Annotated in this window: 19 protein-coding genes and 1 tRNA gene; 16 read left to right on the top strand and 4 right to left on the bottom strand. The window is 41.3% G+C overall.

Going from position 1 to position 24,735, the window contains the following annotated elements; translation table 11 throughout:
* Nucleotides 1–13: 13 nt before the first annotated feature.
* The 6 genes from G4D82_RS01360 (at nt 14) to G4D82_RS01335 (ending at nt 7,443) form a co-directional block, all read left to right on the top strand.
* Nucleotides 14–1,546 (top strand): quinol:cytochrome C oxidoreductase, encoded by a 1,533-nt coding sequence (locus G4D82_RS01360; protein ID WP_166333648.1) that lies wholly within the window; start codon nt 14–16, stop codon nt 1,544–1,546.
* 18 nt (nt 1,547–1,564) lie between these two features.
* The gene (locus tag G4D82_RS01355; protein WP_166333646.1) at nt 1,565–2,725 is read left to right on the top strand and encodes a cytochrome c oxidase subunit II; all 1,161 of its coding nucleotides are present in this window, start codon (nt 1,565–1,567) and stop codon (nt 2,723–2,725) included.
* 29 nt (nt 2,726–2,754) lie between these two features.
* Nucleotides 2,755–4,563: a cytochrome c oxidase subunit I gene (locus tag G4D82_RS01350; protein ID WP_166333644.1), complete on the top strand. Its 1,809-nt coding sequence runs from the start codon at nt 2,755–2,757 to the stop codon at nt 4,561–4,563.
* 82 nt (nt 4,564–4,645) lie between these two features.
* On the top strand, nt 4,646–5,668 hold the full coding sequence (gene ruvB, locus G4D82_RS01345; protein WP_166333642.1) for a Holliday junction branch migration DNA helicase RuvB: 1,023 nt from the start codon (nt 4,646–4,648) through the stop codon (nt 5,666–5,668).
* A gap of 131 nt (nt 5,669–5,799) precedes the next feature.
* Entirely contained in the window at nt 5,800–6,723 is a 924-nt protein-coding gene (queG, locus tag G4D82_RS01340; RefSeq protein ID WP_166333640.1) for a tRNA epoxyqueuosine(34) reductase QueG, read from the top strand.
* Between the two features lie 45 nt (nt 6,724–6,768).
* Complete coding sequence (locus G4D82_RS01335) at nt 6,769–7,443, top strand: VanZ family protein (protein ID WP_166333638.1); 675 nt, start codon at nt 6,769–6,771, stop codon at nt 7,441–7,443.
* Nucleotides 7,444–7,508: 65 nt separating this feature from the next.
* On the opposite strand, the gene G4D82_RS01330 is transcribed toward G4D82_RS01335, so the two are convergent.
* From G4D82_RS01330 to G4D82_RS01320, 3 genes are all read right to left on the bottom strand, one after another.
* A complete protein-coding gene (locus G4D82_RS01330) occupies nt 7,509–10,220 on the bottom strand; it encodes a beta strand repeat-containing protein (protein WP_166333636.1) in 2,712 nt (903 codons plus the stop codon).
* Nucleotides 10,217–10,696, bottom strand: a complete 480-nt coding sequence (locus G4D82_RS01325; protein ID WP_166333634.1) for a T9SS type A sorting domain-containing protein — start codon at nt 10,694–10,696, stop codon at nt 10,217–10,219. The genes G4D82_RS01330 and G4D82_RS01325 overlap by 4 nt, the downstream gene beginning before the upstream one ends.
* A 162-nt stretch (nt 10,697–10,858) precedes the next feature.
* On the bottom strand, nt 10,859–11,887 hold the full coding sequence (locus G4D82_RS01320) for a LacI family DNA-binding transcriptional regulator (protein WP_166333632.1): 1,029 nt from the start codon (nt 11,885–11,887) through the stop codon (nt 10,859–10,861).
* 147 nt (nt 11,888–12,034) lie between these two features.
* On the opposite strand from G4D82_RS01320, the gene G4D82_RS01315 reads away from it, so the two are divergent.
* From G4D82_RS01315 to G4D82_RS01300, 4 genes are all read left to right on the top strand, one after another.
* Nucleotides 12,035–14,659: a TonB-dependent receptor gene (locus G4D82_RS01315; RefSeq protein ID WP_166333630.1), complete on the top strand. Its 2,625-nt coding sequence runs from the start codon at nt 12,035–12,037 to the stop codon at nt 14,657–14,659.
* Nucleotides 14,660–14,741: 82 nt separating this feature from the next.
* Nucleotides 14,742–16,127 carry an MFS transporter gene (locus tag G4D82_RS01310; RefSeq protein WP_166333627.1) on the top strand — a complete coding sequence of 462 codons (1,386 nt, stop codon included), beginning with the start codon at nt 14,742–14,744 and terminating at the stop codon, nt 16,125–16,127.
* Nucleotides 16,124–17,305, top strand: coding sequence for an amylo-alpha-1,6-glucosidase (locus tag G4D82_RS01305; protein WP_166333625.1), 1,182 nt, complete (start codon nt 16,124–16,126; stop codon nt 17,303–17,305). The genes G4D82_RS01310 and G4D82_RS01305 overlap by 4 nt, the downstream gene beginning before the upstream one ends.
* Nucleotides 17,302–18,222 (top strand): carbohydrate kinase family protein, encoded by a 921-nt coding sequence (locus G4D82_RS01300; protein WP_166333623.1) that lies wholly within the window; start codon nt 17,302–17,304, stop codon nt 18,220–18,222. The genes G4D82_RS01305 and G4D82_RS01300 overlap by 4 nt, the downstream gene beginning before the upstream one ends.
* A 55-nt stretch (nt 18,223–18,277) precedes the next feature.
* On the opposite strand, the gene G4D82_RS01295 is transcribed toward G4D82_RS01300, so the two are convergent.
* Nucleotides 18,278–18,350 (bottom strand) — tRNA-Phe (locus G4D82_RS01295).
* Between the two features lie 101 nt (nt 18,351–18,451).
* Between G4D82_RS01295 and G4D82_RS01290 the strand changes: the two genes are divergently transcribed.
* The 6 genes from G4D82_RS01290 (at nt 18,452) to G4D82_RS01265 (ending at nt 24,692) form a co-directional block, all read left to right on the top strand.
* Nucleotides 18,452–19,186, top strand: a complete 735-nt coding sequence (locus G4D82_RS01290; protein ID WP_166333621.1) for a type III pantothenate kinase — start codon at nt 18,452–18,454, stop codon at nt 19,184–19,186.
* Nucleotides 19,179–20,423 (top strand): hypothetical protein, encoded by a 1,245-nt coding sequence (locus G4D82_RS01285; RefSeq protein ID WP_166333619.1) that lies wholly within the window; start codon nt 19,179–19,181, stop codon nt 20,421–20,423. The genes G4D82_RS01290 and G4D82_RS01285 overlap by 8 nt, the downstream gene beginning before the upstream one ends.
* A gap of 35 nt (nt 20,424–20,458) precedes the next feature.
* Nucleotides 20,459–21,016, top strand: coding sequence for an LPS export ABC transporter periplasmic protein LptC (gene lptC, locus G4D82_RS01280; RefSeq protein WP_166333617.1), 558 nt, complete (start codon nt 20,459–20,461; stop codon nt 21,014–21,016).
* A gap of 15 nt (nt 21,017–21,031) precedes the next feature.
* Nucleotides 21,032–21,223: a hypothetical protein gene (locus tag G4D82_RS01275; protein ID WP_166333615.1), complete on the top strand. Its 192-nt coding sequence runs from the start codon at nt 21,032–21,034 to the stop codon at nt 21,221–21,223.
* 3 nt (nt 21,224–21,226) lie between these two features.
* Nucleotides 21,227–22,486, top strand: coding sequence for a hemolysin family protein (locus G4D82_RS01270; protein ID WP_166333613.1), 1,260 nt, complete (start codon nt 21,227–21,229; stop codon nt 22,484–22,486).
* Nucleotides 22,487–22,595: 109 nt separating this feature from the next.
* On the top strand, nt 22,596–24,692 hold the full coding sequence (locus G4D82_RS01265; protein ID WP_166333611.1) for a peptidylprolyl isomerase: 2,097 nt from the start codon (nt 22,596–22,598) through the stop codon (nt 24,690–24,692).
* Nucleotides 24,693–24,735: the final 43 nt, after the last annotated feature.

Raw genomic sequence — 24,735 nt, 5'->3', positions numbered from 1 at the left:
GATCTTAATAGATATGTATACATTTTCTAGTAAATTAAAAACATTCTCCTTCATCTTGATGATTCTTGGCATTCTCGGGATAGGATATGGTTTTTTAACTGCGCCTAAAACTAATGAAGACGTCGAGAAAATCTTGGCGGCTAACGAACACGGCGGCCATCACGCGTCAGCTGCTCATGGTGAGGCACCAGCACATGCAGAAGCACCAGCACATGAAGAAGCACCAATTCATGCCGAAGCACCAAAAGCAGCAGTACCTGCTAAAGCGGCTCCAGCAGAATCTCATGACGCTGCAACCCATGATGTCGCGGTTAAGGATTCAGTTAACGAAGTAGTTGATACTGTAAAAGTTGAAGTAGTTGCTGCTCCAATAGTTCATAAAATGGAAAAACCCGTTTCTGAAGCTGAGGCGCATGCTGCACATCAAGAGCACTTGGCTCATGTCTTGCACCAATTGCAAAACAAACCTTGGTCTGCACTATATGTTGCTTGTATATTTTTCATGCTAATTACTATGGGAGTTTTAGCTTTCTATGCCATTCAACAAGTGGCTCAAGCAGGTTGGTCTCCAGTTTTATTTAGAGTGATGCAAGGAATTACTGCTTATTTGCCAGTAGGTTCAACCATTTTCTTTATAGTTCTTATTCTTTGCGGATTGCACATGAATCATATGTTCCCATGGCTAGCCAAAGGTGTAACAGAGCATGGAAGTGCAAATTATGATCATATTATTGCAGGAAAGTCAGGTTATTTGAATTTCCCTTTCTGGATTATTCGCGCGGCAGTTTTCTTGTTGGGTTGGAATTTATACCGTTATTTCTCAAGAAGGAACTGTTTGGCACAAGATGAGTCAAACGATAATAGCTTCTACAAAAAGAACTTCAACATTTCTGCGATGTTCCTAGTGTTCTTTATCGTTACCGAGTCTATCATGTCATGGGATTGGATTATGTCATTAGATCCGCACTGGTTCAGTACTTTGTTCGGCTGGTATGTGTTCGCGAGCTTCTTTGTGAGTGGTATCACCACTATTTGCATGATTACCATTTACCTCAAAGGCAAAGGTTATTTAGAGCATGTCAATTCTAGCCATATTCACGATTTAGCCAAGTTCATGTTCGGTATCAGCGTTTTCTGGACGTATCTTTGGTTCTCTCAATTCATGTTGATTTGGTATGCTGATATTCCAGAAGAAGTGACTTATTTCGTGACCAGAATTGAACACTACAATCTTCCTTTCTTCGGTGCTGTTGTGATGAACTTTGTGTTCCCAATTTTAATTCTCATTAATACGGATTTTAAACGAATCACTTGGGTTTTGGTGATGGCCGGAACCGTGATTTTACTTGGACATTACATTGATTTCTTCAACATGATTATGCCAGCAACAGTCGGTGATCAGTGGTTCATTGGAATCTCAGAAATCAGTTCAGTCTTCTTCTTCTTAGGATTATTCATCTTTGTAGTATTTTCTGCTTTGACTAAAGCACCACTATTGCCGAAGAGAAATCCTTATATAGAAGAAAGTAAACATTTTCATTATTAATATTTAAAGTAAAGACAGATGACAAGTTTGTTGGTAATTATAGTTCTATTTTTATTATCGGTTGCTTTATGGCAATTAACCAAAATCTTTGACTTGACGCAAATCAATGCTGCTTCAAATGATTCTGGAATTGCAGATGATAATGATAACAATGTTCACGGATATTTAATGTTTGGCTTTTTGGCTTTCATTTATATATTCACTATTTATGGTTTGATTAAATGGGGCAGTTTGCCATTACATACTCCAGCTTCTGCGCATGGCGGTATGGTAGATAACTTAATGAACATTACTTGGGTATTGATTTTCATCGTTCAGACTGTTACTCAGGCTTTACTCTACTATTTTGCATTCAAATACAGAGGTAAGAAAGACCAAAAAGCGTTATACTTTGCCGACAACAATAAACTTGAAGTCATCTGGAGCGTTATTCCAGCGGTGGTTTTGGCTGGATTGATTCTTTATGGATTGTATGCCTGGTCCAATATCATGTTTATTGATAAAGACGAAGATACTATCGAAATCGAACTATACGCCCAACAGTTCAAATGGACGGCTCGATATGCAGGTGACGACAACGTACTAGGTAAAGCCAACGTTCGTTACATCGAAGGTGTGAACACTTTAGGGGTTGATTTGGCTGATCCAAATGCTCAAGACGATGTCGCTACTACCGAATTGCACATACCCAAAGGAAAAAAAATCCACTTTAAAATGCGTTCTCAAGATGTTTTGCATTCCGCATACATGCCGCACTTTAGAGCACAAATGAACTGTGTGCCGGGTATGGTAACAGAGTTTTCATTCACGCCGATTTATACCACAACAGAAATGCGTGATATGCCTTTTATGCAGGAAAAAGTAGCCAACATCAATGCAATAAGAACTAAAAAAAGTGCTGAATTGCAGGCTAATGGGCAACCGGCACTTGATCCCTATACCTTTGACTATTTATTGCTTTGTAATAAAATATGTGGTTCTTCTCACTACAACATGCAAATGAAAATTGTGGTAGATACACCTGAAGAATACAAAAAATGGCTCAAAGAAAAAACGACGATCGTCAACGAAGTCAAGACTGCCAATGCCGCTCCAGCAGCTGAAGAAGCCGGTTCCAAGCCTGCTGATACTGCCAAACCAGCCGAAGCGAAAATGATAGCTGCAGTTGTAAAAAAATAAATTTAGAAAACTTATAAAGTATAGATATTATGTCAGCAGAAGCTCTAGATCACGCACACGACCACGCCCATGATCATGATCACGAACACCATCATAAAGATACCTTTATCACGAAGTATATCTTTTCGATTGATCATAAAATGATTGCCAGACAATACCTTATCACTGGTATTTTCATGGGAATTATTGGAGTAGGTATGTCGATGCTTTTCAGAATGCAATTAGCATGGCCAGAAGAGTCATTTAAAGTATTCAACTTCTTTTTAGGTGACAAGTTTGCTCCAAACGGAGTAATGACTAATGATATGTATTTGGCCTTAGTGACCATCCACGGTACCATTATGGTGTTCTTCGTATTGACTGCGGCCTTGAGTGGTACTTTTAGTAACCTTTTGATTCCACTTCAAATCGGAGCCCGAGACATGGCCTCAGGATTTTTGAATATGGTGTCTTACTGGTTGTTTTTTACCTCGAGTGTAGTAATGGTTTGCTCATTGTTCGTAGAATCAGGCCCAGCCTCTGCAGGTTGGACAATTTACCCACCATTGAGCGCACTTCCGCAGGCTATTGGAGGTTCAGGTGCTGGTATGACTTTGTGGTTGGTTTCGATGGCCATCTTCATTGCCTCTTCATTGTTGGGTTCTTTGAACTACATTGTTACTGTACTTAACTTGAGAACCAAAGGAATGTCGTTTACTAGATTACCATTGACTATTTGGGCTTTCTTTATCACGGCAGTTATTGGTGTTATTTCCTTCCCAGTATTGTTATCGGCAGCGTTATTACTTATCATGGATAGAAGTTTTGGTACTTCATTCTTCCTATCGGATATTTATATCGCTGGTGAAGTATTGCATTACCAAGGCGGTTCACCAGTTTTGTTTGAACACTTGTTTTGGTTCCTCGGCCACCCTGAAGTATACATCGTATTGTTACCAGCTTTGGGAATCACTTCTGAAGTAATTGCTACTAATGCCCGTAAGCCTATCTTTGGATATCGTGCTATGATTATGTCAATTATTGCCATCGCTTTCCTTTCAACTATCGTTTGGGGCCACCACATGTTCTTATCGGGAATGAATCCTTTCTTGGGTTCGGTGTTCACCTTTACAACGTTGCTCATTGCGATTCCATCCGCTGTAAAAGCTTTCAACTATATCACTACTATCTGGAAAGGTAATTTGCAAATGAACCCAGCCATGTTGTTCTCCATAGGTTTGGTTTCTACTTTCATTACCGGAGGTCTTACAGGAATTATTCTAGGAGACAGTACTTTGGATATCAACGTTCACGATACTTATTTCGTTGTCGCACACTTCCACTTGGTAATGGGTATCTCGGCGCTTTACGGAATGTTCGCCGGTATCTACCATTGGTTCCCAAAAATGTTTAAACGCATGCTGAACAAGAATTTAGGCTATATCCATTTCTGGGTAACTGCGGTTTGTGCTTATGGCGTATTTTTCCCAATGCACTTTATCGGATTAGCAGGTTTGCCAAGACGATATTACACCAACACCAACTTCCCATTGTTTGATGATCTTCAGAATGTAAACGTTTTGATTACGACATTCGCTTTAGTGGGCGGTGTGTTCCAATTGGTGTTCTTATTCAATTTCTTCTACAGTATTTTCTACGGAAAGAAAACAGTTCAAAACCCATGGAAATCCAATACACTAGAATGGACTGCTCCAATTGAGCACATTCACGGAAACTGGCCGGGAGAAATTCCTCACGTATACCGTTGGGCTTATGATTACAGCAAGCCAGGTCACGACGACGACTTTGTTCCGCAGAACGTGCCGATGAAACCCGGAGAAGAACAACTGCACCACTAATTGGTTCTAAAATATACCAGAATGCCTTTCCTGACCGAGAGGCATTTTTATTTGCGCTTCACTATTTGATTATATTTGCAACATGAACGAGCACTTAGATCCGACCAATTCCCGTTACAACCCGGAAGAACTTGACCTTGAGAAAAAATTGAGGCCGCTTTCTTTTGATGATTTCTCGGGGCAAGATCAAATTCTAGACAACCTCAAAGTGTTCGTGGAGGCGGCCAACCTACGCCGCGAAGCACTCGACCATACCTTATTTCACGGCCCACCCGGATTAGGGAAAACTACCTTAGCCAATATTCTAGCTAACGAACTTGGTGTAGGAATCAAAATCACTTCTGGGCCGGTGCTTGACAAACCCGGAGATTTAGCAGGTTTGCTTACCAATCTAGAAGATAGGGATGTGCTCTTTATTGATGAAATCCACCGGTTAAGCCCAATTGTAGAGGAATATCTTTATTCGGCCATGGAAGATTTCAAGATTGATATCATGATCGAATCCGGGCCGAATGCAAGATCAGTACAAATCAACTTGAATCCGTTTACCTTAGTAGGTGCTACTACGCGCTCGGGGTTGCTTACCGCTCCAATGCGCGCCCGTTTTGGTATTCAGAGCCGGTTGCAATATTACACCACCGAGCTACTGACCACCATCATCCAAAGAAGTGCTAGTATTTTAAAAATGCCAATTACTATGGAGGCCGCTATCGAAATCGCCGGACGAAGTAGAGGAACACCCAGAATCGCTAATGCCTTGTTGCGCCGCGTACGAGATTTTGCCCAGATTAAAGGCAACGGCAAGATCGACATCGAAATATCCCGCTATGCACTCAAAGCGCTCAATGTAGATGCGCATGGGCTCGACGAGATGGACAACAAAATCCTTAACACCGTTATCGATAAATTCAAAGGCGGTCCTGTAGGCCTTTCTACCCTCGCAACAGCAGTATCCGAAAGCAGCGAAACCATCGAAGAAGTCTACGAGCCGTTCCTGATTCAGGAAGGTTTTATTGTCAGAACACCACGCGGACGCGAAGTCACAGAGAAAGCCTATCGCCATTTAGGCAAGATTAGAAACAATATACAAGGCGGTTTATTTTAGGGCGTTTCCCGCTGGGTCGGGCTTTACGCACTCGCTTTTTTGCTCAGACCACAATCTCTTAACTTTTCCAGTATCGCTTGAACAAAAAGAGCTCAAACAATCGCTTCAATCCCTAACGCAACAGCCTCGCGATGAACACCAAAGAAAGCCATACCAAGTTCATAAAGTCCGAAGCCGCACGCTTGGGTTTTTTGTCTTGCGGTATTTCTAAATCAGGTTTTCTGGAAGCCGAAGCCCCGCGATTAGAACAATGGCTCGAGAACAATCACCACGGTCAAATGGCTTACATGGAAAACCATTTTGACAAACGCCTGAATCCCAATTTGCTTGTCGATGGTGCCAAAAGTGTGGTGTCATTGCTTTTAAATTATTATCCTTCACAAACCCAAACGGCGGAAACTTATAAGATTTCAAAATATGCCTACGGACAAGATTATCATTTTGTCATTAAAGACAAGCTCAAAGAGCTACTCGAGAGCATTCGTCAAAACATAGGAGAAGTTTCTGGGCGCGCCTTTGTCGATTCTGCACCAGTACTCGATAAAGCTTGGGCTGCCAAGAGCGGTTTGGGCTGGATTGGCAAAAACAGCAACCTGATTACCAAAAGTGTTGGCTCGTACTATTTCATCGCCGAGTTAATTCTTGATTTAGCGCTCGACTATGATGCGCCAACTACCGATCATTGTGGTTCTTGTACTGCTTGCATCGATGCGTGTCCAACCCAGGCGATTATTGCACCTTATGTGGTTGATGGCAGCAAATGTATTTCGTATTTAACTATCGAGCTCAAAGACAATATTCCGCTACAGATGAAAGGAAAGTTAGACGATTGGGTTTTCGGTTGCGATGTTTGCCAAGAGGTTTGCCCGTGGAACCGGTTTTCAAAAGCCCACCAAGAACCTTTGTTTGAGCCTCATTCCGATTTATTGTCGATGACCAAAAAAGATTGGCAGGAAATTACAGCCGACACTTTTCAAAAAGTGTTTAAAAATTCTGCCGTAAAACGCACTAAATTTGAAGGCTTGAAACGCAACATAGATTTTCTTGGGAGTTAATCTGCAGCCGAGGAATTATTATGTAATTTAATCGAAAAGTAACTTATGTTTCGCAAAACAATTCTTCTGATTATACATCCGGTTTTTATTTATTGCGTCATTGCTATTTTAGAATGTATTCCGTATGAATCTTCGCTCGGTAAAAAGGTTTATCATGAAATGCCAAAAGTGGGAGATAATTTTAAAAGCAAAAATGAAGACCCAATTTATTACTATAACGGACAAGGCAAGTATATATACTCGTCGGTAGATTGCTATTTTAAACATGGAAATCCTTCTTGGGCCACCAGTTATAAAGACGGTGGAATTAAAACCATAGACGACAAAATTGCTCAGAGCATTCCCATGTTAGGCGACATGTGCGATGATGGCAAGAAAACACCTATGAAAAACACTCCGCCGAGGATCAATAATTTTTTTTCGGTCTATTATCTTTTAGACAACTTTTCAGAGATATCACATTTGATGAGCTATCTGATTCTAACGTTATCTATTCTTTTTCATAAACGTAATGCGATAAGTAAATACTGGTTTGCTTTTATAGCTAGTCTTCTCGGTGGTGCTTTGCTCGAATTGATACAAGAATATTTCATTGAAGGTAGGCACGCCAGCACCGATGACCTAATCAGAAACAATGTAGGAACTTTAATAGCAATACTTATATTCTGGTTGCTGAGTAAAACTAGGTTTTATTCCATCCTTGATCGATACACTATCTAACAGAAAACCCGACTATTGCTAATCGGGTTTGGTCAATATGTAATGCAATAGCATCAGTTAGGTTCTTAGAAAGTCTGCGTATTTACCGTAGCTGTCGCAGAAGTAGTAAAGGTGGTTTTTAAAGTCCCTCCAGTTGAAGAATAAGTTCCGCCAGTATATAAACCCCAACCATTTGAGTTTCCTACAAAATTTCCGCCAGTGTAAGTGCCTCCGAAATACACCTTATAACTAGTGCTTGCAGCGATGTTCGGGCTTGAAAAATGGAAATAATAAACCCCGTTTTTAGGTTTGAACGTCACCATCTCAGTGCCCGCTGCGTTTTCAATATGCAAAACGGAAGTCGCTGCCAATTGCGCGCTCGATTTTAAATACATGCATCGCTGCGTAGAAGCCGTCCCAAAATTCTTAGTCATGTTGGAGTTTGATCCGGCCGAAATAAGCACACCGCCATTCATCAATAAAGTACCATTGAAGTCCATTCCTTCTTCAGGGCTGTTGGTTACGCCACAAACAATGGTAGTTCCTCCAGTGATAGTAATGTTTCCGTTGCTATCGATAGCGTCTTTACCGGCGACAATAATAATTCCTCCCGAAATATTGAGTTGGCTGCCATCATTCGATTCAGTTCCTCCCGAAACGGTGCCATAAGTCGCATTGATTCCGTCATTAGAAGCAGTTACATTAGTTACTCCGCCAGTGAAATTAATAATCGGTGCTTCTACTCCTTCACCAACACCATTAGTAGTGGAGCTGGCCACAATAGTATGATTGCCGCCGTTGATGGTTACCGAAGCGTCTGAATGTACTCCGTCGTCGGTAGAGTTGATTGTGGTGGTTCCGTTGTTAATCACCACCGCACCAGTAGCGACAATCGTTTTAGGGTGGTTGTAATCGGATCCTGAAACCAGAAAGCGAGCACCGGTTGTAGTTAAATTCACTGTTGGGTTTGAGCTGGCGGTACCGATAGTGATAATTCCGTCTGCTTTCAATCCTTTTCCACCCGTTCCCGAACTGTTAGCAGTCACGGTTCCTCCATTAATAGTTAAGTTAGCATCGGCAGAAAATGCTGCGGCAGAATATGAATCCAAAGTACCAGTTGTGTTGGTATAAGTGGCTCCGGTTCCGGCATTGTTGATGGTGATGTTTCCATTATTGACGGTAATGTTACTATCGGCAGAAAAACCTTTAGCACCTTTGGCCGTAGCTGTAGCTTGAATGTTAATGGAGCCGCTGTTGACAATAATGTTATTCGCTTTCACACCTGTTGCATAAGAAGGATTCATTCCGCTACCAGAAGCGACAAGAACAATATTTCCTGAAAGTGCAATGGTTGTTGTGCCACCAGAAAAGGTAGTATTGCCATTGGCTTTAATTCCTTTACCTGCGCTTCCCGAATTGGTAATTGAAATCTGCGGATTACCTGTAATGTTTACATCAACATCTGCAGAAATGGCTTTTCCATTATTTCCGGTATTGTTCAGGGTAAAAGTTCCGCCTGAAATATTTACGTTGGTATCAGTAGAGAAAGCTGATACAGAAAAGGTATCGGCTGCCCCAAGCGGATTGACATAATTTCCACCGTTTCCGGCTGTACTGATGGTGAAATTTCCACCTGAAATGTTGGTGTCGCCATCTGATGAAAACCCTTTCCCGCCATCGGCTCCAGCTAAAGATTGAATGATAATGTCGCCGCCAGTGACAATAATTTGAGCATCAGATTTCAAACCGGTCGCATAGGACGGATTAAAACCACTGTCTTGTGCTACTAGCACCGTGGCGCCAGAGAGGCTAATATTGATAGTTCCGTTATTCACAATAATATTGCCTTTGGCACTAATCGCTTTGGATTGTGCTCCAGAGACATTCAAGTTCAGTGTTCCTCCCTCGATAGTGATAGTATTATTTCCGGTCTTCATTGCTTTGACATCCGCTGAGGAGGAAGTAACACCGATGGTTCCGGCACTAATCAAGATTGCTCCATCGCCCGCATCGATTCCGTCACCCAAAGCAGTAATAGTTAGATTTCCCCCGTTAATACCAAATCCTTCGCTATGGATACCGTCTGAAACGGCGGTAACAATCGCAAGGGTTCCACTATTTATAATAACTGTTGAAGAGGTATATATCGCTTGTTTTTTTAGTCCGCTCACAGACAAAGCTCCACCGCCATTAAAGGTAATTGGGCCGTCCGAAGAAAGGGTTCCGTTTTGTATACCGGCAGCGCCATCAGTTAGCGTAGATGAAGTGCCGTTTGCCAAAGATATCGTGATGGCTTGTCCTCCGATGATGTTGAAAGCCGCGCCATTCGGATTTGCCAAAGTGAGGTTGTTCAGCACCAAATTTAACGGCAGATCAGTAGTTATAGTTAGACTTCCGTTAGCAGAAGCACCCAGAATATGGCATTGTAAATTCGCGATGCCCGAAGTAGCATTCACCGCCACAGTTCCGCCCAACGCAGTAATGTTCACACCCGAATTTGCATACGGATTGATGATGGTCGCGTTGTCGTTTCCGTTATAGATGATATAAATTTTGTCTAGATTGACCGCGTTCGAAGTAAAGGTAAGACTGTCGACAAGTGTTTTCTGGATGTTGAGTGTGTTGCTGTCATCGCTGAGTTTGAACTTCGCATAAGTGTTGTCAAGTTTAATACTGTCTATCGTCGAAAGTTCTCTGGCATACATGGTATTACCCGAGCGGTGCACTTGCAGTTTTTGCTGTCCGAATGACAACTGGGCCAATAAAGTCAGAACCGCGATTAGATATAAATTTCTCATTTCTTACTGAATTTAATCGTTACACCATTCACTTGAACCAAATACAACCCAGCGGCTAGTTTAGAAACATCGATGTCTTGCCCAACTTGGTAAACACCTTGCAGAATCAATTGCCCGGTGAGCGAATAGATTTGCGTTTTGAGCGATTCTCTGTTTTCAGACCCAATGCGAATCACATCAGCACTCGGATTTGGTGCCAAAGTCAGTGCTTGGTCGTTTTCCCCGAAATTGGTTGTAGCCAAAGCGCCATCGAAAGTAATTTTACGGATGATGTTCACCGGAATTGTTGTCGAAGTAGTCACTCCATCAGCCTTTACATACAAATTGTCTGCTGAGAAATAAAGTTTTCCACTGGTGGTCACATTGAAATTTTGAATGTTGCCATCGTAATAAGTTACCCTGATGCCAGTTTGTGCCCACGAGTACGCTCCGAGCAGCATCAAAATAACAAAGGTCAAATTTTGGATTGGTTTCATAGTTTTAGTTTTATAAATGGATGCAAATCAAATCATTTAGAAAAGCATAAAAAAAAGAATGAGGTAAACCACAAATAAATAGCGGTAAACCCAATTTCGGTTGTGGGCAGTAAAACAAGTGCGGACAAGAAAACCCTAACTTGAGAATAGAAAGAAAATTAATTAAGATTTTTTTCGAGTAGATTCGCGCTGAACCACAGCCGTTTTTAGTTCAATAGTTTGGGCTTGAAATGGTTTTTGATCGCGGCGTGCAATCATTTGCTCCAACAATAGTTGAAAAGCACGTGTGCCCATTTCATCGCTGGGCTGATCCACAGTACTGAGTTTAGGTGTAATTACCTGTGACATGAACCAATTGCTGAACCCAATTACCGCTACATCATCAGGTACTCTGATTTGGTTTTCATTGAAATAAGCGAGCACTCCAACTGCTACCAAATCGGTAATCACAAAAACACCGTCAACGTCCGGATGTTCTTTTTTGATTTGTTCGGCAAAAGCATAACCTTCTTCAAAACTCACCCGCTGGCATGTATAGACTAAACTCGAATCGAATGGAATAGTGTTTTTTTCAAGCGCTTTTTTATAACCCAAGAAACGGTCAATCGCATTTTGCGGGTTTACTGGTCCGCGGATGTGGGCAATTTTTTTACAACCGTTGTCAATTAAGTGTTGTACGGCTTGCATGGCCGCTAATTGATCATTGATAATCACTTTAGAACTGTGGATGAGCTTGGATATCTTGTCAAATTGTACGAACGGAATTCCTTTGTGAATGATTTCCCGAATGTGTTCGTCATCGTTGGATTCGTTAGAGAGCGACATCAAAATTCCATCGACCCGCTTGCTTAACAATAAGGCCACTTGTTTTTTTTCCAATTCGAGAGATTCATTCGATTGGAGAATAATGACCAAATAACCATTTTTTTCGGCCTCGGCGATAATACCATTAATTACACTTGAGAAGAAATGATGCACCACCTCAGGAATAATCAGCCCAATAGTCTTGGATTCCTGCGTGCGAAGATTGACTGCAAACGAATTCGGAGTGTATTGCAGTTGGTGCGCCAGATTCATTACGGCTTGTCGGGTTCTAGGACTGACGTCTGGATAATTCTTGAGCGCTTTGGATACTGTGGTAATGGATATGCCTAGAGTTTCTGCAATTTCCTTTAAGGTAATGTTCTTCATAGGAGCAATTTAACTAAAAATATCAAATCGAAAACGTTTTCGGTGTTTTCGAAAACGTTTTCGATTTGAATCTATTAAAAATTAACACATTAAAAATTAATTTCGAAAAAAATAAACGCATAATCTATTAATCTAACAATTTAAACCATGAAAAAAACTACCCAATTTTTGAAAACGCTCGGATTCTTAGCCTTTGTGCTGTGTTTCCAAGGAGTTTTTTCACAAAATGCCTCGCTCTCGGGTGTGGTTTCCGACGGCAACGGGAACCCATTGTCAGGGGTCAACATTCAATTATCTGATCTTAACAAATCTACGGCTACAGATGCTAGTGGGCGTTATTCTTTTAGTGGCCTATCCGAGCAAAGCGTCACTTTAATTGCCTCATACCTCGGTTATAAAACCCAAAAGAAAGAAGTGAGTATTTCGGGCGCTACAGTGCTTGACTTTAAGATGGCTGAAGATGCCAATTTGCTTGAAGACGTTGTAGTGACAGGTGTGGTTAACCCTAGAGCAAAAATCAAATCAAGTGTTTCGATTACTACTTTAGATGTAAAACAGATAGAGCAATCCGCTCCGCGTTCTACGGCTGAAATTTTCAGAACCATCCCAGGTGTTCGTTCAGAATCCTCCGGAGGTGAAGGGAATGCCAACATTGCCGTTCGTGGGGTTCCGATTTCTTCAGGCGGCTCTAAATATTTACAATTACAAGAAGATGGTCTGCCAGTGCTTTTGTATGGCGATATTGCTTTTGCGACGGCCGATATCTTCACGCGTTTTGATAGCAATATTTCTAAAATTGAGGCCATTCGCGGTGGTTCAGCTTCAGTACTTTCATCGAATTCACCTGGTGGAATCATCAACTTTATCAGTAAGAATGGTAAAACTGAAGGCGGTTCGATGAGTTCTAGTTTTGGTTTAGATTACAACAATTTTAGAACCGATATCGAGTATGGCTCACGCATCGGCGACGGTTTGTATTTTCATGCCGGAGGTTTCTATAGAACTGGCGAAGGCGTTCGTACCACAGGTTTCAATGCCAACAATGGCGGACAATTCAAAGTAAACTTTACCAAAGAATTCGAAAATGGGCAAGTGACTGTTTATGCTAAATTCCTAAATGACCGTGCAGCTGCCTATATGCCAATGCCGGTAAAAGTGACCGGAACCAATGCTAGCCCGAACTGGAGCAGTATCTCCGGATTTGACGCTAGACACGGTGCTTTACAATCTCCTTATTTGATGCACAATGTAGGTCTTGGCCCTGATGGTCAGTTGCGTCGTGCTTCTGTAGCTGACGGAATGCATCCGGTATCAAAAACGATTGGTGCCAGTGCCTCCTTTGATTTAGATAAAGGATGGAAAGTCAGCAATAACATTCGCTATTCGGCTAATAATGGTGGATTCATCGCGCCTTTTCCGGCCCAAGTTGACACCGCGGCTAATATCGCAGCCAGTTTCGGAGCAGGTTCCACTTTGACATATGCTGACAACGGCCAACCGTTTAACACCGCTAATGGTTTGGTGTCGCGCATTCACATGTTCGATACCCAACTCAATGACTTCAATAACTTCATGAATGATTTGCGTCTGACCAAAAAATTTGACAAGGTCGGAATTACTGCCGGTTGGTTTAAATCCATCCAAAATATCTCAATGTCATGGTTGTGGAATTCATACCTACAGGAAGTTTCAGATGACAATCCAAGGCTGATCAATGTTACCGATGCTGGAGGAAACCTTTTGTCTGAAAACGGTTTGTATGCCTACGGAACTCCATTTTGGGGCAATTTAGCGCGCAACTACGATACCAAGCATGACGTTTCTGCTCCTTACGCCAATATTACTTTTGAAGCTACCGATAAATTGTCTTTAGAAGGTGGTTTGCGTTATGACAAAGGGACAGTAAGTGGTTCTTTTGCTGGTGGTACTTCCAAAGCGTTCGACATCAATAATGACGGAAACATTTCTGCTCCTGAAAACAATGTTTTTGCAGTAAACACCGCTCAAGAAGAAGCCGTGAATTACGAATATAACTATATGTCTTATTCGTTAGGTGCGAATTATTTATTGACCGATAAGCAGTCTGTTTTTGCCCGTCATAGCCGCGGTGCTTCAGCCAAAGCCGATCGTATTTTGTTTCAGAATCTAGATTATTTCGATGGCGATAAAATCAATTCTTTGGATTACTTGACCCAAACAGAAATTGGTTACAAGCAAAAATTCAGCAAAGGCTATTTCTATGCGACTTTGTTCAACGCAGTGACTACCGAAGAAGGTGGTTATGAAGCGACATCGAACAGCATCATCGAGAACGACTACAAGTCATTTGGTTTGGAACTTGAAACTTCCTACAACGTCATGGACAACTTAAATTTTCGTGGTGGATTTACCTACACCAAAGCCGAAATTACTTCTGGCGCCAACGAAGGCAACGAGCCTAGAAGACAACCTAAAATGATGTACAACTTTGTGCCAAGCTACAAATTTGGGCAGAAGAAAAGTACCGTTGGGTTGAGTTTTATCGGTCAAACCAAAGCCTATGCGCAAGACAATAATGATTTGGTGATGGATGGTTTTGTTATTATCAACGGATTTGTAGAAGTTCCGGTAGCCAAAGGTTTGTCGCTCAATGTAGCCGGAAACAACCTATTCGACACTTTAGCCATTACAGAAGCTGAAGAAGGAAGTATCACCAACAATCAGGTAAATTATGTTCGTGCCAGACCGCTTCCAGGGCGTTCTGTATCGATGTCACTCACCTATAAGTTCTAATAATTGATTTTGTTTTGTTTATTTTAATAATGAATTCCTGTATCTTTAAGTAGAGATGCAGGAATTTTTTAATATTTAAATCATGAGTTTGCCTACTAAAAGTAAGTTGAATTTTTGGCAAATCTGGAACATGAACTTTGGGTTCTTCGGCATCCAATTCAGTTTTGGTTTACAGCAAAGTAACATGAGTGCCATTTATAAATATTTAGGTGCTGACGAAGCTGCTTTGCCTATGCTTTGGTTGGCAGGCCCGATTACCGGATTGGTTTTGCAACCGATTATTGGCGCTATTAGTGATGGCACTTGGTCACCCAGATTCGGAAGAAGAAAGCCGTTCTTTTTAATAGGCGCATTTATCTCTAGTATTGCGCTGGTGCTGATGCCTTTTTCAAGCAGCTTGTGGATGGCCGCGAGTTTGCTCTGGATTTTAGATGCTGCCAACAATATCGCCATGGAACCGTATCGTGCTTTCATTGCCGATAAGTTGCCCAGCGAACAACACTCGATTGGCTTTTTAATGCAGAGTTTTTTCACCGGATTGGGCATTACTCTGGCGAATTTCACTCCGGCCATATTAGTGGCTTTTGGTGTTTTGGCTTTTACTGATAAAATGAGTAACGGCATTCCTACTTACACTTATTACGCTTTTTTCATTGGAGCTTTAGCCGCTATTGTGTCGGTATTGTTGTCGGTGCTGACCACCAAAGAATATCCGCCTACTGAGGAAGAACTTCAAGAAATCGCCCGACAGAAAGCAGCTTCGAATTTAATTGGAAATACCTTTCGTGAAATCAAAGTGGCATTTCAAACCATGCCGCTGACAATGAAACAACTCATTCCAGTGAAATTTTTTAGTTGGTATGCCATGTTTTGCTATTGGGAATACATCACATCCAGTCTGTCACTGTCGATATTTCAAACCACTAATCAGCATGCTCAAGGTTTTATGGAAGCGCAATTACTCACGGGAAACCTCAATGGCACCTACAATATTATTTGCTTTATGGTGGCATTTGCTTTAGTGCCGCTGGCGAAGAAATTCGGAGCCAAAGGAGTTCACTTCATGGCTTTACTTATCGGCGGAAGCGGACTTCTTCTGATGCCTTATCTCGACAATTCTACAATATTATTCTCCATATATAATCCGTTTGGAGACCCAATTCAGGTGAGTTCCATTTATTTGTTCTCCTTCGGCTTGGGGATTTCATGGGCCTCGATGATGGCGATGCCTTATCAGCTTTTGGCGGGTTCGATTCCGAAAGAAAAAAGAGGCGTTTACATGGGCATTTTCAATATGTTCATTGTGATTCCAATGGCGATTCAAATTTTTACGATGCAGTTTTTCGTCTTTGATTGGCTCGGACAAAACCCAATTAACGTGATTCGCTTGGCGGGTGCCTTTTTAATTCTCGGCGGATTGTTTACTCTATTGATTACTGTAAAAAATAAAAACGAGGTTGTAGTATGACCAGTTCGTTGGCTTATCAGAAAAGTATTGATTTGCTTAAAACCTGTTCTTCTGAAGAAGGTTTTTTGGCGAGTGCGCAACCTATTTCAAATTATAGAAGGGTTTGGGCACGTGATGGCATGATCTGCGGATTGGCCGCTTTGGCTTCGGGCGATGCTTCTTTGGTTGATACTTTTAGGCGAACTCTTGAAACTTTGGCCCAGCACCAACATGTTAGCGGAACGATTCCTTCTAATGTGGCTTATTCTAAGCAGGGTGTTGAAGTGAGTTATGGCGGTTTGGTGGGTCGCGTGGATGCCGTGACTTGGTATGTCATTGGGCATTGTCAGTATGCTTATGCCAATGGCAATTCTACTTGGATAAACCGTTACAAAAAATCCATCGAGCAGTGTTTAGACTTACTTCAAGCTTGGGAATTCAACAACAAACATTTGGTTTACGTTCCGCTTTCGGGCAATTGGGCCGATGAATATATCACTGAAGGCTATGTGCTTTACGATCAGTTATTGCGATTGTGGGCATTGCAGCAATACAACTATTTTGCAAAAAGCGACTCGATTGCCCAAAAAATAAAAACGGTTACTGCCGCCATTGAAGCCAATTTTTTTCCTGAGAATAACCTAGAAAAATTTCATCCGCGAGCCTATGAAGTGTATCATTTTGAAGGATATGCTCCATGTTGTTTTACGCCAGCAGGATACAAAAAACCTTTTGATGCCTTTGCCAATGCTTTGGTTTTGATTCTAGGAATTGCTCCTGAGAAGCTAAAAGCCGAGATTGTTGCAAATTTCGAAAAGTTAATTTCAGAGCAACCGCTGGGTTTGGTGCCCGCTTTTTGGCCGCCGATTTTCCCGACCGATGCAGATTGGCTGTTGTTGGAGAATAATTGTAAATATGAGTTTCGCAACCAGCCCTATGAATTCCATAATGGCGGTAGTTGGCCAATGGTCAATGGGTTTGTAGGCGCGGCCTTGTATATTGCTGGAAGGCCAGATTTGGCGGATCAATTGCTCGGGGCGATACATCGGGCCAATGGGCAAGAAGGGTTTTCTTTCTATGAGAATTTCAATTCGCAAACCATCAAACCCAACGGAGTACCGCAGTGTGCTTGGAGTGCAGCCGGCGCAATCCTGCTTTTTCAAATACAGAATCAGAAATTTAATTTATTGTTTTCATGAACAAATCGGTTGACATCATTTGCGTGGGCGAAGTACTGATTGATTTTATCGGTCACGAGATGGCTTCACTAGAAAAAACCAAAGACTTTCACAGGTTTTTGGGCGGTTCGCCAACCAACGTAGCGGTAAATGCGGCGCGTCTGGGGTTGCATTCAGTTTTGGTGGCCACCAGCGGAAGTGACGGCTTCGGGGATTACATCCACCAGAAGTTGCAAACCAATCAGGTTAGTACGGCTTATATGCGCAAATCCTTATCGTTACCAACCTCAGTAATATTTGTTTCACGTTCCGCGCAAACGCCAGAGTTTATTCCTTTTCGAGAAGCAGACCGCGAAATTCTCGAAGACCAGTTACCGGATACTTTACTTGAAAAGGCCAGCATTTTTCACACGACTTGTTTTGCGCTGAGTAAAGATCCTGCGCGGATGACCATTTTGAATCGGGCGCACAAAGCCAAATCATTGGGTTTGCAGATGAGCATTGATATCAATTATTCGGAAAAAATTTGGCCAAACAGATACGAAGCACACCAAGTGCTCAAAGATTATCTTTCGACCAATCCGTTGGTCAAAGTTAGTGAAGACGATTGTTTGCGTTTGTTTGGAGAAGTCAAAACTGAAACAGCCATTTTTGATTATTTTCATCAATTGGGTGTGAGTACCATTTGCTTGACCAAAGGAAAAGACGGTGTAGTTGTATCGGATTTGCTTCATGGAATTTACAGCCAAGCAGCCATTCCCTTGGAAGAAGTGAAAGATTCTACTGGTGCCGGTGATGCTTTCTGGACCGGATTTTTATTCGCTCGCTTGCAAAATAAATCGATGGAAGATGCTATTGCAATGGCACAAAAACTGGCCAGCATAAAATTACAAAACGTAGGTCGATTGCCAGACAACACCAGAAGTTTGATGGTGTAGTTTTGAGCTAATAAATAAAACAAAAAACCCAAAGCGCAAACTTTGGGTTTTTTTGTGGTACCTCCAGGGATCGAACCAGGGACACACGGATTTTCAGTCCGTTGCTCTACCATCTGAGCTAAGGTACCATGCTCTTAAAGCGGTTGCAAATATAGAATGATTTTTAATTTATCCAAAACAAATATTTAAAAAAAATCTATTCGTAACTTCGCCGCACCAAATAAGGCTTATGCGCTTAGTGATCGACATCGGTAACACCAGAATTAAAGCAGCTGTTTTTGAACAAGATACAATGGTTTATCATTCGGTATTTTCAAAAGAAGCTTGGCAGAGGAATATTGAATCTATCCTGATGCAACATCCGAAATGTACTGACTTGGTTGTGGCCTCGGTCGCCGAAACATCAGAAGCAACCTTTACTTTTCTTGAAGGCCGACTCAAGATTCACCTGATTTCCCGCCAGACGAATTTTCCGTTCGAGAATTTATACCAAAGCCCGAACACCCTTGGAATCGACCGCATGGTGCTAGCCAGTGGCGCTGTTTTGCAATATCCCAACCAAGCCCGTTTGGTCATCGATGCCGGCACTTGCATCACTTATGACTTCATTAACGAACAAGATGAATACTTAGGTGGCGCGATTTCTCCCGGAATTCGGTTGCGTTATCAGGCCATGCATCAGTTTACTGCAAAATTACCTTTGCTATCTGCTTCAGTTCCAGAATCGATGATTGGAAAAACTACCGAACAGTCCATGCATGTGGGTGTAGTGGGTGGAATTACACAAGAAATAGACGGTTTTATTTCACAGTATCAGGCAAATCACCCAAAGATTATCATAATTTTAACGGGCGGAGATGCAGAATTTTTGGCTAAGCAATTAAAAAATACCATCTTTGCCCATTCAAATTTTCTGTTGGAAAGCCTGAATAAAACCTTTCAATACGCGATTAAAAATGATTAAAAAAATCAATCTGCTGCTTTTATTACTATGTTCGATGGTAACGATGGCGCAACAATCTACTTCCTCTCCTTATTCTTTTTACGGTATTGGCGATATCAAGTTCAAAGGCACTGCCGAAAACAGATTGATGGGAAGCATTTCGATGTTTCCAGATAGTACGCATGTCAATATTCAGAATCCGGCGGCCTATCCGAGTTTGAATTTAACTACTTATACGGTAGGCGGTTCTTTTAACTCAAGCAGACTTAACTCTTTTTATGGTAATGAAAAGGCGCAACGGACCACTTTAGATTATATGGCGGTAGGCATTCCTATGAAAAAAATGGGTTTGGGTTTTGGACTCATACCTTATTCAGCAGTTGGTTACAGAATCAGAAATACGGATCCGGATGGCACTATACACCGCTACAATGCTACTGGCGGATTGAACAAAGTGTTTGTTGGTTTTGGTTATAAAATTAACAACAATCTTAGCCTTGGAGCCGATCTTCAATATAATTTCGGACGCATTGAAACGGTCGGTATCGAAAAAATTCCCGAAGTGCAATTGGGCTCTCAAGAAGTCAATACTTCAGATCTCTCCGGAGTAAACTTTGATTTGAGTTTGATGTACAAGCGCAAAATCAACAGTAAAATCGATGGATACGCTAGCTTGATTTTATCGCCACAAAGCAACCTGACTTCAAAGAACACCAGAGTGGTTTCTACAGTTCTTTATTCTGATGTATTCGATCCTCAGAATTACGATGTGTTCGACCCAATTTATAGTAAAAACACTATCAAACTTCCGGCAAAAGCGACTATAGGTTTCGGAGCTGGTCATGCTAAGAAGTGGATGCTAGGAACCGAATTCACTTTCCAGCAAACCAGTAAATTCGGCAACCGCTACAACGACATCCAGAACGTGGAATACAAAAATGCTTTCCGTTATAGCTTAGGTGGTTATTATATTCCGAACTATGCTTCGTTCTCTAATTACCTCAAGAAAATCACTTATCGTGGAGGTTTTCGTTATGAAGATACTGGTATGAAAATCAACAATGAAACCATCAGAGACTATGCTTTTTCAGCAGGTATGGGATTGCCTTTGGGTGGCGCGTTTTCTAACTTGAACCTTGGGGTAGAATATGGTAGAAGAGGCACAGCCAAAGCTTTGTTAATCGAAGAAAACTATACCAACGTAATTTTGAGTGTTTCGCTTAACGACCGTTGGTTTATTAAAAGAAAATACGATTAAAGTTTCAAAATCAACCCTGAGTTGATGTCGCGCAGATGAAAAACCAATCCATACATACGGCACTTTTTTTTATGTTTTTTGCCATTTTAGGAGGATTGCTCATAGGCTGTGAAAGTAATTTCAAAGAAGTGCAAAAAATCAATTTCTCTGAATTCATGCCCAGCGGTGAAGCAGACGATTTCAATTTGAAATATACTGATTCAGGTCGTATTAAATCGATTTTAGTAAGCCCTAAAATGCTCGATTATGCTAGAGTGGAGTTTCCGTTTACTGAATTTCCCAAAGGTGTGCATGTAACCATGTATGATGATAAAGGCAAACGAACTTTCATCACCTCGGAATATGCCGTTACCTTCAAAGGAACCGATTTGATTGATTTGCAGAAGAATGTCAAAATTTCTAACGAAAGCGGACAAATGCTCGAAACCCAGCAGCTCTATTTCGATCAGAAGAATGAATGGTTTTTTACCGAGAAAAAATTTAAATTTACCGATCCGAAAGGCATTTCTTTTGGCGAGGGCATCGATTTTAGCAAGGATTTCAAAATCGTCAATTCCCAACGAATCAACGGCGCGATTGATCAGGCAGAATAATCAAAATTGTATTACATGAACTATTTAAAATTTACCCAATACGTTTACCTCATTGCCGGCTTGTTTTTCATTGGTGCCTTTTTGGTCGATTTGACAAAGGGTATACAAAACTGGTTTTATCTGGGCATTGGCGTTGTAGCCATTTTTATGTTTTTTTTTCGAAGAAAATTTGCCAAGAAATTCGAAGAACACCGAAAGAACTCCTAAACTATGGAAATAGGGATTATCATTTTATGCCTAATCCTAGCCGCGCTGTTTTCAGGGATGGAAATCGCGTTTATTTCTTCGAACAAAATTTACCTCGAGATTGAGAAGAAACAACAGAATTTCCTTTCCAGAATCCTGACCAAACTCACAGAAAAACCTTCACAGTTCATTGTCTCGATGCTGATCGGCAACACTATTGTACTGGTAGTTTACGGATTTTTTATGGGCGAGTTACTCTTGCGATGGATGGAGTCGTTGGGGCTGAATCTCACCAATCTCTCGAGTGTTTTACTGCAAACAACTGTTTCTACCTTGTTGGTGCTGATTACTTCTGAATTTCTGCCCAAGGTTTTTTTTCAGATTTACGCGAATACTTTTATCAAGGTTTTTGCGCTTCCGGCCTATTTTTTCTACCTGTTGTTTTATTATATCGCGGCTTTCATTGTTTGGATTTCTAATTTCATTCTGAAGCGTTTTTTCAAAACCGAAGACGACCAAATTCCGCTGTTTTTCACCAAAAGCGAACTCGGAAATTACATCAATCAACAACTCAGTACTGTTGAAAATCATGACGAGATGGATTCTGAAATCCAGATTTTTCAGAACGCATTGGAGTTTTCCGGAGTCAAAGCCCGTGATATTATGACACCGCGTACCGAAATTTCTGCGGTCGAAATTCACGATTCGATGGGTGTACTCAAAGAGCAATTTATTGAAACCGGCTATTCAAAAATGTTGGTTTACCAAAATTCGCTTGACGACATTCTAGGTTATGTGCATTCGTTTGAGTTGTTCAAAAAACCCAGAAGCATTAAGTCGGTTTTAATTCCGGTCGAGTTTGTTCCCGAGACCATGTTCATCAAAGACGTGCTGAACTTGCTTACCAAAAAGCGTAAAAGTGTAGCCGTAGTGCTCGACGAATATGGTGGAACCTCAGGAATGATTACCGTGGAGGATATTGTGGAAGAACTTTTCGGCGAGATAGAAGACGAACACGATGCTGTGGAAGAGCTCATTGAGAAAAAGCTTGAGCCGAATGTTTATCTGTTTTCGGCCAGGCTCGATGTGGAGTACCTCAATCAAACTTACAAGCTCCAAATTCCCGAAAGTGATTCATACGGAACACTCGGAGGTTACCTTGTCAATCATACTACAGAAATCCCGCAAAAGGGCGAGCAAATTACCATCGATAAAATCCGTTTTACCATTGAAGAAGCTACCAATAAGAAGATTGAATTGGTTAAAATGAACCTACTGGAATAGCCACTTTAGGAAAAAATGAAAAAACTTTCAAAATATAACCTTACGGCTATGGTTATTAAATAGATAATTGTATTTTCGCAAACTGAATTAAAAATTAACAATAATAGAAATGGCAGTTTTACAAAAAATCAGACAACGTTCTCTACTCTTAATACTCGTTATTGGTCTATCGTTACTGGCTTTTATCGTGCAGGATTTGTATAATAAAGGTGGTTTCAATGATTTGCCAAAGAACATCGGAACCGTTAACGGGCAAGACATTGCTTTTGAAGATTTTAGGGTTAAAGTAAGCAACCTCGAAAAAAGCGGACAGCAAGGTATGACGCCTACGCAAGCTGTGAATCGTGTTTGGGATCAAGAAGTAGCCATTGCACTAGTGACGGCAGAATTCGAAAAGTTGGGTATCCGCGCGACTGAAAAGCACATTATGGAAGTGTTCAAAAACGACCAAAGTATCGGTCAGAACCCAATGTTTCAAACCAATGGAGCCTTTGATTTGGCTAAGTTCAAGGAATATTTCAAATCAAATCCTGAGCAAGCTGAGTTTGTAAAGCAAAAAGAAAAGGACGCGGAACTCAACGCAAAATATATGGTATACAACACTTTGGTTAAAGCCGGAATGTACACGACAGATGCTGAAGGTAAATTCAAGTATGAAGCCGAAGCCAACAAAGTCAATTTTGATTATGTGGCCGTTTTATATTCGACCTTGAAAGATACAGATTTCAAAATCACCGATGCTGAAATCACTGAATACATGAAGAAAAACGAGAAGAAATTCAAGGCCGAAGAAAGCCGCGAAATCGAGTATGTTCTCATTGAAGACAAAGCTTCTCCAGAAGATGAAGCGGAAGCTAAGTCAGCAATCAATGCCTTGCTAGACCAAAGAGTGGTTTACAACCAAGCCACGGGTAAAAATGATACTTTGCCAGGTTTCAAAGGCGCTGCAAACACAATTGAATTCGTGAATGAAAATTCAGATGTACCTTATGATTCAACTTATGTAGCCAAAAAAGATTTGCCAGCAGAAATAGCAGATCCTTTCTTCGCTACTGCGATAGGTGAAATCTACGGGCCTTACATGAAAGGCAACATGTACTGTATTTCAAAAGTTATGGGTAGAAAGGCAGGAGCCAATGCGAAAGCAAGCCACATCTTGATTAGTTACGAGGGAACTCAAGTGCCAAACAAAAAAGAAAAAAGAACTAAAGAGCAGGCTAAAGCCAAAGCAGAACAATTGTTAGCGCAGGCCAAAGCCAATCCGGGTAATTTCTTTATGTTGGCGATGATGAATTCTGATGATTCATCTGCACAGCAGGGTGGTGATTTGGGTTATTTCGCACCGGGTCAAATGGTGAAACCTTTCAATGACTATGTATTCAACAGCCCAGTGGGTTCTATTGGTTTGGTGGAAACAGATTTTGGTTTCCACGTAATTAACGTCACTGAAAAACAAGATGCCATTCGTTTGGCCACTATTGCTCGTAAAATCGAGCCGTCTGAAGCAACTTCAGATAAACTTTACACTAAAGCCGTCAAATTCGAAATGGATGTGAATGAAAAAGATTTCGAAAAGACCGCTAAAGCCGCTAATCTAACAGTGAATCCATCGGTTAAAGTTAAGGCTATGGATGAAAGCTTTGGAAGTGTCGGAAACCAAAGACAAGTAGTGCGTTGGGCTTTTGAAAAAGAAACCAATGTAGGCGATGTTAAGCGATTCGAAGTGGTGAACTTAGGCAACGTGATTGTGAAATTGAAAAAAATCAACGAAAAAGGATTGATGCCTGTTGCAGATGCTCGTCCAAGTGTTGAGTATATTTTAATCAAGAAGAAAAAGGCAGAAAAGCTTAAAGCCAAAATGAAAGGAAGCTCATTGGAAGCGATTGCAACTGCAGCTGCCTCGACCGTTCAGCAAGCGGTTGATTTGACGCTTGAGAATCCGAATATTCCTAATGCTGGTTTTGAAAGACAAGTAGTGGGAACTGCTTTTGCCACAGGAATCAATAAAGTTTCGGCACCGATTGAAGGTAGCGCAGGAGTGTTTGTGGTAAAACCTACCGTAATTACCAAAGCACCAGCCTTGAAAGACCACAAAGAATATGTGGCCAAATTGAAACCGCAAGCAGCCGGTTATGCTGGTCGTGCGATTGGTGCTTTAAAAGAAGAAGCAAAGATTGACGACAACAGAGCCAGATTCAATTACTAGGATAACCTTACATAATAGAAATTAAAAAGCCGGTCATTTAAAA

This window comes from Flavobacterium lotistagni (genome assembly GCF_011392125.1).
GTDB lineage: Bacteria > Bacteroidota > Bacteroidia > Flavobacteriales > Flavobacteriaceae > Flavobacterium > Flavobacterium lotistagni.
This window is presented reverse-complemented; position numbering and strand designations above follow the sequence as displayed.